Origin of the sequence: Aquimarina acroporae (assembly GCF_023195925.1) — a bacterium.
In the GTDB taxonomy this organism is placed as follows: Bacteria; Bacteroidota; Bacteroidia; order Flavobacteriales; family Flavobacteriaceae; genus Aquimarina; species Aquimarina acroporae.
Map to the genome: position 1 here is coordinate 1 of NZ_JALPRE010000023.1, position 15,920 is coordinate 15,920.

The following is a 15,920-nucleotide window of genomic DNA, read 5'->3' on the forward strand; positions in this document are numbered from 1 at the left end:
TTATCTAGCTCTTCACCACTTAGATACGCTACCAACTGAGTATTATGCTCTGAACCATAAGGCAGAACCAAAGCTTTATCTACCAATTCAATAGCTTCTAACTGTGCCTCTATCTCTCCGAGTTCAATACGATAACCTCTAAGCTGAACCTGATGATCGTTTCGACCCAGGTACTCGATGGTACCATCGGCTAACCAGCGAACTAAATCTCCGGTTTTATATAATCGACCCGATCCATAGGGGTTGTCTATAAATCGATCTGCTGTTAAATCAGCACGCTTTAAATAACCACTAGATAAACCTTTACCGCCTAAGTAAAGCTCTCCTATTACTCCTTGGGGTAATAACTTTAAATGATCATCTAAAATATAAGCCTTAACATTGGCAATTGGCTTTCCTATAGGAACGCTTTTCCCCGTAGTAACCGTTTCGGTAATATCGTAGGTAGTAGAAATTACAGTACATTCTGTTGGCCCATATTCATTTATTAATCGAGATTTACCAACTAACTTATTTGCAAGAGACGGTTTACATGCTTCTCCCGCCGAAATTATAAGTCGTAGCAATGGTAATTTATCTATTAATAGATTTTCTAAGAAAGATGGAGTACTATGTATATAGGTAATCTTATTGTTAAAAAGATATTCTGTAAACTTATCATTATCAAGAATCGTTTCTTTACTAATTAACACCAAAGTAGTACCAGAAGTAAGAGCCAACCATATTTGTTCCACTGAAGCATCAAAATAATACGGCGAAAACTGAAGTAAACGATCATCTGGAACTATTTCAAAATAGTCTTTTTGAAAACAATTCAAATTTGAAAGGCTCTCATGATGAATCATAACTCCTTTGGGTTGACCTGTACTTCCTGAAGTATATATAACGTAGGCTAAATCTGAAGCACTAGGATATGGAAGTTCTTTTAGTGTTTCAATTGGTTTATCTAATTCGTTTGATGTTAACCAGGTATACCATTCTAAATTCGGCAAATCGATAGACACATTACCGATAATCACTTTTACTTCGCAATCTTCTAGCATATGTTCTGTTCTAGAGATGGGTTGCTCAGGATTGATTGGCACATATGCAGCTCCTGCTTTCATCACCGCCAAAATAGCGGTTATCATTTCGCAGGAACGATCCATATATAAACCAACTATTGTTCCTGGCATCACTCCTTTATCTATAAGATGAGTAGCCCATGCATCTGATTGTTTATGTAATTCATGATATGAAATTCGCTCATCATTGTATGTAAGAGCTTCCTTTTCCGGAACTTGTAAAGCTTGAGCTTTAAATCTATCTAATACAGTTCTGTCTAAATCGTAGTTGATTAATGTACTATTGAATTCTTCTAATAACTTCCTTTTTTCACTCTTTGACAGGACATCAATCTCCGCAATTATTTGTTCTGCATCTCTCACAACCTCATCGACAATTCGGTTTAAATATCCTGAAAAACGACTGATACTTTCTCTATTAAATAAATCGGTTCTATACGTAAATGACAAACTAATCTGGTCTGAATCTAGTACATTTAAACTAAGATCAAACTTAGCTATTGTATATGGCACATCAAGATTGGTAATCTTTACATCATAATCTCCAAAAGTAGCATCATCGAATCCCAAATTATAATTAAAAAGAACATCAAATAATGGGTTATGCCCCGAATCTCTGGAAAGCTTCAAATCATCTACCAATTCCTCATATTGATACAACTGGTGATCAAAAGCTTGTACAGTTTGTTCCTGTACTTCGGTTAAAAAATCTGTAAAAGTAAGTTCTGAGTCAACTTGGTTACGTAAAGGTAGCGTATTCACAAACATACCTACTAAACCTTCTAAATCTGCATGATGTCTTCCCGCCGTTGGAGTACCAACTACAATATCACTCTGATTTGACAATTTACTAAGTAGTATATTATACATCGCTAAAAACAACGTATACATGGTCACTCCAGAAGAATTTGCCAAAGATCTTAATTTATCGCTTTGAAATTTCGTAAGCTGTAAAGAATGAATATCTCCTGAATTATCTAACCTTAGAGGTCTGGGATAATCTGTAGGCAACTCTAGAGTCTTCACTTCTTCATTATACTTCTCTAGCCAATATTTTCTATGATTATCAACAACAGACTTATGTTCTTTGCTTTGTTGCCAAACTGCATAATCCACATACTGAATACGAATATCAGATAACTCTTCCCCATGATATAATGCCCAAAATTCATGCATTAAAATCTCATGCGAAACCCCATCATTTATAATATGGTGTAAATCTATAAATAAAACATATTCATTGTTCTCTACATTCATTAACGCTACGCGGATTGGAAAATCTTCCGATAAGTCAAAAGGACGTACAAAACTTTTACGATACATTTCAATATCTTGATTACTTCCTTTGTAATGCTCAATTTCGAAACCTTTTGCTTCGATAATTCTCTGCATTGGAACTCCATCTACAATTTCAAAAACCGAACGTAAACTTTGGTGCCTGATAACTAAATTCTTAAATGCTGTTTCCAGCTTTAAAACATCTAGATTCTCGCCAATTCTAAAAAACCCAGGCATATTATATGTTGTACTATTCTTATCAAACTCATATAAAAAGTACATCCTACGTTGAGCAGAAGATAAAGGATAATAATCTCTTTCTTCTATTTTAGGAATTGACTCAAAACCAATATGATCCAATTGTAATATGTGATTGGACAATTCAGCTATCGTACGATTTATGAACAAATCTTTTAGAGGTATCTCAACATTAAATACTTTATTGATTTTATTGAGTAAAGTAATTGCCGTTAACGAATGTCCTCCTAGATTAAAGAAATCTGCTATAATACTAATCTTATCTGCATCTATACCTAAAACCTCAGACCATATTTCTACTAGTTTGTTTTGATCATCATTTTCAGGGGCTATATACTCTTGATACAATTCAAAATCAGGAATTGGCAAAGCCTTTTTATCTATTTTACCATTTGAATTTAGAGGAATACTATCAATCCACACAAAACACACGGGAATCATATATTCTGGAAGTTTGGATACCAAATTGGATCTAATTTCCCTATTACTCAATTGATCATTACCACATAAATATGCAACTAGTTGTTTATTATCTTCTGTACCATAGGTAGTAACTAAAGCTTGATTAACCGAATCTATCAATTCTAATTTTGCCTCAATCTCGCCTGGTTCGATTCTTACACCTCTTATCTTAACTTGATTATCGATTCTACCTAAAAACTCAATTGATCCATCTTCGTTCCACATAGCTGCATCTCCAGTACGATACATCTTCTCCCCAGGAATAATTGGGTTTTGTATAAACTTCTTTGCTGTTAAATCAATATCGTTCAGATACTCTTTTGCCAAGCCTTTTCCCGAAACGCAAAGTTCTCCTGGAACACCAATTGGATTTAATTGGTTATCCTCATTAAGGATAAACACTTGTCTATTCGAAATAGGTTTTCCTATACAGGAAGCGTTTTCTAGAACATCTACCTTATGATATGTAATACATACTGTTGATTCTGAAGGCCCATAAGTATTATAAACATCACTTACTTTTATTAATTTATCTATATATCTAGGAAGTAAAACATCTCCGCCACTAACAATCACTCTTAGATCATCTAAATCTCCTGCAAAATCATTAATCGCTTGTAAAACTGCCGGAACTGTGCTTAATACGGTGGCCTTTTTTTGTTGTATATTTTCAATAAGAGATGTAATGTTTTTCCCTCCTTCGCGTAAAATGACAATACTTGCCCCAGACAGAAAAGCAGGAAAAACTTCTTCTACTACCGTATCAAATGCTGGTGAAGCTTGTTGTATTACTTTATCTTCTGGGGTTAAGGAAAAATAATTTTTGAAGGTAACACTGTAATCTAATAATGAATCATGCTGAATAACTACTCCTTTTGGTTTTCCTGTACTTCCAGAGGTATAAATAATATACGCTTCATTGTCATTTTGAATCGAAGTATTTGGATTTTCATTTGACATATTGTTTACATCTTCAGCTTCAACTTTCAAGTTTATAATCTTAATCTCAGTTTTAGCGGAAAGTAAATCATTCACCTGATTCGTAAGAATAAACTTCATCCCTGAATCGTCGATTAACGTGTTTAAACGCTCCAAAGGATTTTCAGGATCAAGAGCTACATAGGTTGCCCCCGATTTTAGTACAGCCAAAAATGCAATTATCATTTCGGGAGAACGCCCTAAATAAATCCCCACCTGATCTCCCTTACCAACTTTTATAACATCTATAAGGTAATTAGAAAGCTTATTGACCTTTTCGTTTAATTCTTGATATTTGATTTCTATTTCTTCAAAGTAAATAGCATTAGCATTTGGTGTTAATAACACTTGTTTCTCAAATGCATTTACCAAATTATAATCATCATCATTTTTAGAAATAGTAGTATTGAATTCATAAAGGATTTGATTCTTTTCTTGCTCACCAAGAATATCTATTTCCGATAATTTTACATTTTGATTAGATATTACCTGGTTAATTGTTTCTTCTATATAGTTAAAAAACCTACCTATTGTACCAGTGTTAAATAAAGAAAAATCATAATTAAAAACGAGGCTAAACACCTTTCCCTCTTCGAAAACATCTAATTCCAGCTCAAATTTTGAAGGGTTAGATGAAGCCTGACATGCCTCCATTTTGAGGTCAGAATTAGAAAAATCTATTTCTTTATACTCCTGATTATATGAAAAGAACACATCAAACAGTGGATTACTGCTAATATTACGGTTTAATCCTAGAGCTTCTATTAAATCATCGTATTGATACGACTGATGATCAAATGCTTCAACAGTAGTATAATGTACCTCAGATAAAAACTCTTTAAAAGTGACTTGACTATTTACCTGATTTCTCAATGCAAGGGTATTTACAAACATTCCAACAATACCTGCTAAATCTGTATGATTACGTCCTGCAATTGGAGTACCGACTACAATATCTTTCTGATTCGAAAGCTTGCTTAGGAAAACATTATAAATTGCCAAAAACAATGTATACATCGTTACACCTTCCGTGCTAGCTAGTTCACGTAACTTAGAACTTTGATGACTAGTGAGTCTCAATGACTGCGTTTCTGCATTGGAAATTTCCAAATCGGCTGTTTTACCTTTTGGAAGTTCCAATTTACTTGGAATTTCGTTAAAAGTATTTAACCAATATTCTTTATGCTCTGTAACCAATTCTCCATGAATATCGCTTTGCTGCCAAACCGCATAATCTTTATACTGAATAGGTAATTCTGGTAAAACTTCTTCATGATAGAGATTCCAAAAATCTCTCATCAATATTTCTTTTGAAACACCATCGTTGCTAATGTGATGGATATCTATTAACAAAACATAATCCTCCCCTTTAACATCTAACAAACTTACACGAATTGGTATTTCATTAGACAGGTCAAATGGGCGTACAAATTCTTGCATAAAACTATCTACCTCGGCTGAGTTACATTGATGATATACAATGTTAAATGAATTTGTTTCTTTAATTTCTTGTACCGGAGCGCCTTTTTCTATCTTAAATACTGTTCTAAGGCTTTGATGGCGTTCTACAATTTGAGTAAATGCTTTTTCAAAATTTGTAAGGTTAAGTTCTCTGTCAACCTTATAAAACCCTGGCATATTGTAGGAAGTTCCATTTTTATCTAGCTGATATAAGAAATACATACGCTGCTGTGCCGACGACAGTGGATAATATTCTGCAATTTCGGCTACAGGGATCGAATTAAAACTTACCTTTTCTTTATCGGATATACATTTTGCTAGTTCAATAATATTCCTGTTCGAAAACAAATCTCGTAAAGAAACCTCAACATTGAATAACTGGCTAATTTTATTGATTAACGTAATCGCTAATAAAGAGTGCCCTCCTATACTAAAGAAATCAGAAGTGATGCTGATTTCATCAGGAGCAATATTCAAAACTTCAGACCATATATTTACCAATTTTTGATGATCTTCATTCTCTGGAGCGATATATTCTACACCTCCATTAAATTCTGGAGTAGGAAGTGCTTTCATATCAATTTTCCCATTTGCGGTAAGAGCAAAGCTATCAACCCAGATATACTGATTGGGGATCATATAATTTGGGAGTTGAGATGATAACATTTTTTGAAGTTGATTATCTTTCTCCTTTTCACCACTTAAATAAGCTACTAATTGTTTATCATGCTCGCCTCCATAAGTTGTTACTACCGCTTTGGCTACAGAATCAATTGTCTCTAGTTTTGATTCGATTTCACCTAACTCAATACGATATCCTCTTATTTTAACTTGAAAATCATTTCGACCTACATAATCAACTGTCCCATTAGGTAACCACTTTACTAAATCTCCTGTTTTATAAAGTACACCTTCTCCAAAGGGATTATCAACAAAACGTTCTTTAGTTAGATTTGGTCTGTTCAAATATCCCGATGAAACACCTCTACCACCAATATACAATTCTCCTATGGCTCCTTTTGGTACTAAGGCTAGCTTATCGTTAAGAATATATAATTTTGTATTTGCAATCGGCCGCCCGATAGGAATTTTACTTTCAAAATCATCCTCCGCTGTAACTTTATAAATTATTGAAGAAACCGTGGTTTCAGTTGGACCATATTTATTGTAAAAGTCATATTTTGATGAAACCTCCTTCGCTAGATAAGGTTTGCAAACTTCACCTGCAGAAATAACTCTTTTCAAATCTGGTAAATCGTTTAATTCTATTCTTTCCAGAAATGAAGGAGTACTATGAAGATGGGTAATGCCTTTTTCTAAAAGGTAGGCCTTAAAGTTTTTTGCATCTAAAATAGTTTCCTCATTAATAAGAACTAGACGAGCTCCGGTAGTTAAGGCCAACCATATTTGTTCTATTGAAGCATCAAAATAATATGGAGAAAATTGAAGAATACGATCATTGGCACAGATACCAAAATACTCTTTCTGATGTAATATGAAGTTGGTAACCCCTTCATGATTAATCTTAACTCCTTTTGGTTGCCCGGTAGAACCAGACGTATATATAATGTAAGCTAAACTCTTGGAAGATACTCCAGGTAATTCCCTGCTTTTGTCTGCTTTGTTATTCGAATTGAAAGTATTTGGATGAAGACATTGGAAACGTTTTGTAATTTCTTCAGATACATCTACCATATTGGTCAAAACGAATTTGCTATCGCAATCCTCAAGAGTTTGTAAGGTACGCAACAAAGGTTGATTAGGATTAATAGCGACATATGCTGCGCCTGTCTTCATTATAGCTAGCATCGAAGTAATCATCGATACAGAACGCGTCATTAATAATCCGATAATATCTCCTTCGCCTATACCCAAATCAATTAAATGTTTGGCCCATACATCTGAAAGTGTATGAAGGTCTTTGTACGTTAGTTGTTCCTTATTTAATTCAATCGCAATAGCATCAGGCGTATTTTTAGATTGAACCATGAATCGATCTAATATGGTTTGTTCTAAATTATAATCTACCGAAGTATCATTAAACTCATATAACATTTGTGATTTCTCCTCGGCTGTAATAATTTCGATATTATCAAGGGTTTCTGTAACATCCTGGATGATATGATCAATAATACTACTTAGGTAATTTATGCATCTTTCAATAAACGATGGTGTAAATACATCTTTCCTATATGATAATGACAATCTAAGTTCTTCTGATTCTAGAATCCCCAAACTAAAATCGAACTTCGCAGGCAGAAAATCTTTTTCATACCTTTCCATTTTCAAATTTGAATCGGATAATCCTGCACCTTTATTTTCCTGTGTATATGAAAAGAAAACATTAAATAACTGGTGTTGACCAAAATTTGTGGACAACCCTAAAGCTTCTACCAAATCTTCATACTGAAATAATTGATGATCAAAAGCTCCAATAGTGGTATCATGTACCGAGGATAAAAACTCTTGAAATGTCTTTTGAGCATCCACATGGTTTCGCAGGGCCAAGGTATTAACAAACATTCCTACTAGGCCTTCTAAATCTGAATGATGACGACCGGCAGTTGGAGTCCCAACCACAATATCATCTTGATTGGTCAACTTACTTAATAAAACATTATAGATGGCCAAGAAAACTGTATATAGCGTAACCCCCTCAGCCTGGGCTAATTCGCGAAGTTTTAAACTTTGATAGCTAGTAAGTTGCAACAATTCAACATTTGCTTCTTTCGAAACTTCAATAGTATCAGCTTTATTGATAGGTAGTTCTAATCGCGTTGGTACTTCAGAATACATATCTAACCAATATTGCTCATGATTAGACATTAATTCTTGATATTCCTCGCTTTGCTGCCATACTGCATAATCGATATATTGAATTTGTAATTCAGGTAGTACTTCATCATGATAGAGATTCCAAAAATCTCTCATTAGTATTTCTTGTGATACTCCATCACTGCTAATATGATGGATATCTATCAACATGATGTAGTGATCGTCATTAGTATCTAATAATTTAACACGAATTGGTAATTCGTTTGAGAGATCAAATGATCGAACAAACCTTTCAATTTGATCATCAACCTCTGATACCTCACATTGATAACTTTCAAGTTTAAAAGAACTTGAATCCAAAACACGTTGCATTGGTATCCCATTTACAATCTCAAAAATTGTTCGAAGACTTTGGTGACGCTCTATCAACCTCTTAAACGTTTCTTCTAGTTTCAGAACATTCAAAGCTTTACTGAATCGATAAAATCCTGGCATATTGTAAGAAATACCTGTTTTATCAAATTCATATAAGAAATACATACGACGTTGAGCAGATGACAATGGATAGGATTCTTTATCCTCAGCTTTAGGAATTGTTATAGATTGTTTTGTCTTTTTTACAAATCGAAAAAAATCTAGTATCTCTTGTTTTTTGACAGTTAATTCCTCAATTAATTCGGGAGTAATGGCTTCATCTGGCGCGTCAACCCCAATACGCTCATTTTCTATATAGATAAAAATGTTTTTATCTCTTAGCCTACTGATGTATTTGTCTATTGTCATCGGATTATCTTTTACGTTATACCTTTTGGAAGTTGTATTTAATTTAAACCTATCCTTATTCAAACTTTAAAGTTTACAATAGGGGAATTAGGCTAAAAAATACTTATAGCTTCGTAAAACGGTAAATAAATGTCTGTTCTTAAGTGAAAAAGGAAGAGTAATCTATTAGATTTCGGCCTTCCTTAAATGAAAGATTGTGTTGTTGAATTATTGCTGTTACTCTAAAATCTGCAGTAGAACCTATGTAGTACTGCAAATTTTAGAGTAAATATTCCTTATTGGGAATGTAATTTAAATGAGTAATTTGAGGTTACGTTCTTCAATTTCTTGATCAGAAATTTCTAATTGTTTTATCGTTAAAATGTAATCAGAAATTTCCTTTATCGTCTGTTTCTCAAAAACTTCACTTATAGTCATTTCTACATTAAAAGTTTTCAAAATTGAATTCACCAAAGTAATTGCCTTTAACGAATGTCCTCCAATATTGAAGAAACTTGTTTTTATGCTTATATCTTCTGCTTTAATGCCTAAAATATCTGACCATATTACTACTAACTTTTCTTCTGTTTTATTGGTAGGTGGTACATATTTTTCTATACTACCTATTTCAGGTTTTGGTAAAGCAGATTTATTTAGCTTACCATTAAAAGTTAATGGTATCTCTTCGAGCTTAACAAAATATGAAGGAATCATATATTCGGGTAGGCTTTCTTTAAGAAAACTCTTTAACTCATTCACTTCTATAGGTTCAGATTGATCTGCTAAGTAGTATGCTATGATACAATAATCATTGAAGTATTTTTGATAGTCTACAATCACCGTATTAATTGAAGAATGTTCGGCCAAACTAGATTCTATCTCACCCAATTCAATTCGATTTCCTCTCAGTTTTATTTGATTGTCCATTCTACCCAAATAGTCTATTGTACCATCTGGCAGCCATCTAGCCATATCACCAGTCTTATACAACTTATAAGGGTCATTTTTATCAAATGGGTTATCTATAAATTTTTCAGAAGTAAGTTTTTCTTTGTTAAGATATCCTCTGGCAACCTGTACTCCCCCAATAAGTAATTCTCCTTTTACTCCGCACGGCTGAATTTCATTATTACTATTTACGATATAAATTTGAGTATTTGCGATAGGTTTCCCAATAGTAACTTTATCTTGATCATGATTTGTTAGATCAATGGCAGTAACATCTATAGCAGCTTCTGTTGGGCCATATAAATTATACAATCCTACATCTTTCAATTTTTCCTGAAACTCCTTAACTAAAGGTAATTTGAGTGCTTCACCACTACAAATAACAGCTCTCAGTTTGCTGACTTTATATTCATTTAAACTTAATAGGAAAATAGATAGCATAGAAGGAACAAAGTGCATTAGTGTTATTCCTTCCTTTATCAATAATTGCTCGATATAGTTTGGATCTTTATGCCCATCGGGTTTTGCAAAAACCAATCTAGCCCCACATACTAAAGGTAACATTAACTCCCAAACAGATACATCAAAACAAAAATTCGTCTTTTGCAAAATATGGTCATTTTTGGTAACATTAAAATAGTCACGCATCCATGATAAGCGATTATAAATTCCTGCATGCTCATTCATAACTCCCTTAGGCTTTCCTGTGGTCCCAGAGGTGTAAATAACATATGCTAGTGAAGATTTAGTAATATCAACCTCTGGAGCTGTTTTTGAATTCTTAGTATATACCGTAGAATTATCAAGAAGCACCCTTGGAATTTCAAAAAGTTCATCATACTTTGATTGAGTAAGGACGAATGGTGATTGTACATCTTCCAAAATATAATCAATACGATTTTGAGGATATGTCGGGTCGATTGGCACGTACGCCCCACCAGCTTTAAGAATACCCAAAATACCGATAATCATTTCTGTTGAACGATCTATGCAAATGGGAACTAGAGTGTCTGTTGTTACTCCCATATCAATAAGCTTATGAGCCAATTGATTTGAATATTGGTCTAACTCTTTATAAGTTAATGAATCATTTTTAAATGAAACCGACGTTGCATCAGGAGCTTGCTCTACTTGCTTTTTGAATAGATCCAAAATCGTATTTCCTTCTTTAAAAGGAGTTTTCGTAGCATTAAGTTCCTTTGTCAAGGTAATGTAATCTTCATCAGGTAATACATTTTCACTAAATGCCTCTTGATCGGCATCTTCTAATATTTGATCAAGTGTATTCTTAAAATAAGCATATAATTTATCTGGTTGTTCTTTTTCTAAAAGAGATGCAGAATGTACCACTCTTAAAATAAAGTCACTATTATTAGCAAGAATATGAAGGTTAAGTGGTGTGTTTTCATTTAAATAGGACTTTGTGCCCGCAGCCGGCCCAAAAATTTCATCGGTATACCCCTCAAACTCTTCATAAACCCTAAAATCTATGTAATTCAGTTTAACATCAAAGATTGGGTTTGTATCAATGCTTTTTTCGTCTATAATCTCCAAAATTTTGTAAAAAGGAACACGCTCATGGTATTTTAAATCAACAAGTTTGTTCTCTATATAGTTCACATATTCTCTCCAGGTAATACCATTTGGCACTTGTACTCTAAAAGGAATTGTATTTAAAAAGCAACCTAAAAGATCTTCTCCATCGGGGACTAAAGGTCTTATATTGGTAACAATACCCATAGTAAGGTCATTTTCATAGCTTATTCTTCTTAAAGAATAAATAATTGCTGCAAAACAAAGGTGTTTAAAGTTAGTATTCAGTTTGTTCGCCGCATCTTCTATTTCTTTTCTATATCCTTTTCCTAGATCAAAGTCATTTGTTACTACTTCATGTGGTAAACCTGTAGGAGTTAATTCAAACCTTTTATATCCAGAAAGTTCATTTTTCCAATAGTTTATACTAGATTTATTTCTTGTAGCGATCAATTCACCAAGTATTTGATCTCTATAACTACTTTTTATTTCTTTAAGGAAGTAGTTTTCATTTTTCATTAAAGCTCTACAAGTATTGTTGAGTTCTGTTAAAAAAGATGCTAAACTCCAGCCATCAAGCAAAGAATGATTGAAATCAAATAACACATGCTGAAATCCTTCTCTTACCTTAAAAATATGCATTCTCCATATCAATGACATTGAAAGGCTTTTTTCTCTAAGTTTTTCTTCCTCCAACTTATCAGAAATAAACTGTTCTTGTTCCTCGGCATTTAAATGGCATAAATCAATAAAATGAACATCTGGCTCTATTTCCTTTAAAATAATGTGAGCGAAATTTTCTAAATCGTAGATCTTTCTAAATTCACTATGTTTTTTTACAATTAGATTAATTGCTTTCTTGAAAATTTCAAAATCGAAGTTCTCGAAAGGCAAATCATACATATTTTGTTCATGATATAGAATATTATGGATATTCTCTGAATTTCCCAACAAAGAATAAAACACCATTCCTTTTTCTATACCATTCATAGGATACACTTCTTCATAAGTATCCAAAAATTCATTTTCATTTTTATATTTTTCCTGGAATAATCGAAGCTCTTCTTCAGCTTCTTTTCTTAACAAAACGTATTCTTCACCTTGTTTAGATTTTATTGCATTTGCTAATTCTTTGATTGTTGGGTAAGAATAAATATCTGCAATGACAAGGGAGGATGCTAGTCGTTCATTAATTGTTGCTATTAAAGCTATTGCTCTTAAAGAATCTCCTCCTAAATTGAAAAAATTATCTGAGATACCTATTCTTTCTACACCTAAATATTTTTCCCATATTTCACATATAGCTTTTTCTTCTTCATTGGTTGGCGCTTCATAATTCTCAAGAGATATTTCGGTTTTTGGTTCTGGTAATTTAGAAATATCAATTTTACTATTAGAAGTGTATGGTAATTCTTCTATTCTCATGAAATATGAAGGCACCATATAATGTGGAAGTTTTTCGGTTAAGTACAATCGTAAGGTATTAAGATCGATATTATCTTCAGAGGTATAATATGCGCACAAATATGGTTCATTATCTTTTGACTCTTTTTTTACGACTACCACATTACTTATTAAATCATATTGATACAAATGATGCTCAATTTCTTTCAATTCAATTCTAAATCCTTTTAACTGAACTTGATTATCTGCTCTTCTTTTATATTCCAACTCGCCATTTTCTAACAAAATGGCCAAATCACCAGATTTATATAATCTATCGGTACTATCAAATGGACTTTCGATAAACCTAGAATTGGTTAATTCCTCATTGTTAATATACCCCCGTGCAACTCCTTCTCCTCCAACATAAATCTCTCCAACTACTCCAACCGGAACAGGTTTTAAATTGTCATCTAAAAGATAAATAGATCCTGTTGGTAATGCCTTCCCAATATTACTAAGGCTTAATTCCATTTCCTCTGACCCTATATTCTTATATGTCATATGAACCGTTACCTCAGTAATACCATACATATTGATAAGTTTAGTTTCTGGATGCAATTCACTCCATTCTTTCAACTTAGAAGGAATTAGGGCTTCTCCTCCAAAGATTACATATTGCAAATCCTGCAACAACTCATTTTTATCAATACTTTCTTTAATTAGATTATAAAATGAAGTAGGTGTTTGATTTAAAACTGTTACTTTATTCTCTTTTAAAATGTTAAGAAACTTACTTGGATCTCTTGCATCCATGGTAGAAACAAGAACCAATTTTCCTCCATAAAGTAAAGGTCCGTACATTTCCCAAACACTGAAATCAAAACAGTGACTATGAAACATCGTCCAAACATCATTATCTGTAAAATCGAATTGGAAAGATTCATTAAACAAAAGACGAACAACATTCTTATGCTCAACCATTACTCCTTTAGGTTTCCCTGTCGTACCGGAGGTATAAATCACATAACTTAAATCACTCGGACTATTCATGACCTCTAAATTACAAGTATCATGAATTGTTTCTGCTTGAGACATCAATAGTATGGAGACATCATCATTATTAATAAGATCCATATAACTTTCTGTAGACAGAACCCACCCAAGCTCACTATTTTCTACGATATAATCAATTCGGTTTTGAGGATAGTTAACATCAATAGGAACATACGCGCCGCCTGCTTTCAAAATCCCAAGCATTCCTATAATTACCTCAAAACTCTTCTCCATCATCACTCCTACTACTTCATTACGACCTACTCCTTTATTACGGAGCATTCTTGCTACCTGATTCGCTTTATTGTTAATTTCATTGTAGGTCATTGAGTTCTCTCCGAATACCACAGCAATATTTTCAGGGGTTTTAGCTACTTGTCTCTCAAAAATTTCTACTATGGTTGCTTCTCGTGGAAATTCAACATTACTAAAATTATTAACTTCTAATAGTTGCTGACTAGCATTTATATCTAACAAAGTAATTGCATCTATCTCTAGAGATTCATTTTCTGAAACCTGGTCAATTACATTTACGAAATACTCAAAGAACCGCTCAATAGTCTCTTTTTTGAATAATTCTGTTGAGTATTCAAAAGTACAGCCTAACTCATCTTCCTTATCTTCAAAATGCATAATAAGATCAAACTTTGCGGTAGACTTATCTATTTCAAAAGGTTTTAATTCAATTCCATTTATCTCTAAATGTGTTTGATTATAATTGTTCAAAGTGATAAGTGTATTAAACAAAGGATTTACTTCATTATCTCTACTTATTCCTAAATCCTCCAATACCTTTTCATACGGATATTCTTGATTTTCGAAATACTGTACAATTTTAGAATTCACTTCTTTCAAATAATCAATAAAACGCACCTCTTTTCTTGGATTGAAACGCATGGATAAGGTATTCACAAACATCCCTATCATGTTTTCTAAGCTCCAATGTCTTCTTCCTGCTACCGGTGTACCAATAGCCAAATCATCGACTCCGGTCAATTTAGCTTGTAGAACACTATATAAACCACTTAAAACACTAAATAACGATGCTTTCCCTTTTTTGGATAGTTTTTCAATTGCTCGTTTTCTTTTTTTATCAATCGTAAAATGAGCATAGGCGCCTTCAAATGAAATTTTTGAAGATTTTTTAAAATCTACAGGAAGCTCTGCCGTATTTTTATAACCTTCTAATTCATTAAGCCAAAAATCTTTTTGATTAGAAAGGTTTTTCTGATAGTCTTCACTGTAATACCAGGAAGCGTAATCCCTAAACTGTAAATTAATAGCAGGAAGATCTTCTTCGCAGTATAGGGCCATAAGTTCTTTCAAAAATATTTGAAGCGAAACTCCGTCAAAAATAATATGATGTACATCTATTAATAGTACAAATTTTTCTGATACGGTTTCTAATATCTTTGCTCTAAGTAATGGTGCTTTTTCCAGGTCGAAAGAGGTTGAAAAACTTTGAATAGCACTGTTTACTTCTTTTTGTTTACATTTTTGATACTCAAGTTTAAACTCTACGTTATCATTTACGATTTGTCTTGGTTCATAATTGTCATTTAAAACAAAATGTGTACGTAGACTATCGTGTCGCTTTATAAGTTTCTCAAATGCAACTTCTAATTTCGAAATATTCAAAGCCCCGTTTAGTTCACATGCAAAAGGAATATTATAAACATTTGAATCCTCTGCCATTCCTTGAAGAACAAATAACCGAGCTTGCGGAGGAGTTAATGCTACTGGTTCAAGAGACTCTAGTTTAGGAATATCTGTGGCATTTACTTTCATTTTCTCGTTCATATGAAAGTAATTGATCAAATCAATTTTGTTCTTTTTGATCTCCTCAATAATTCCTTCTTGTTTGAATCCTTCAGGAACACTTAATTTTAAGTTATTGTCCTCAACGCGTATATTAACATCAAGCTCTTTTAATTTTAATAGTAATTCTTCCATGATTTCTTG

At 33.0% G+C, this 15,920-nt stretch carries 2 protein-coding genes; both read right to left on the bottom strand.

Features of this window, described 5'->3' with window-relative positions; genetic code table 11:
• On the bottom strand, positions 1-9,059 hold a 9,059-nt coding region (locus tag M0D21_RS22245), incomplete at its 3' end, for a non-ribosomal peptide synthetase (protein WP_248333650.1).
• Between the two features lie 291 nt (positions 9,060-9,350).
• Positions 9,351-15,911 carry a non-ribosomal peptide synthetase gene (locus M0D21_RS22250; protein WP_248333652.1) on the bottom strand — a complete coding sequence of 2,187 codons (6,561 nt, stop codon included), beginning with the start codon at positions 15,909-15,911 and terminating at the stop codon, positions 9,351-9,353.
• Between the last annotated feature and the right edge of the window lie 9 nt (positions 15,912-15,920).

What these genes read in the sequence shown, in the direction of transcription:
- M0D21_RS22250 (WP_248333652.1), bottom strand. Translation starts at nt 15,911, where the DNA reads ATGGAAGAATTACTATTAAAATTAAAAGAGCTTGATGTTAATATACGC.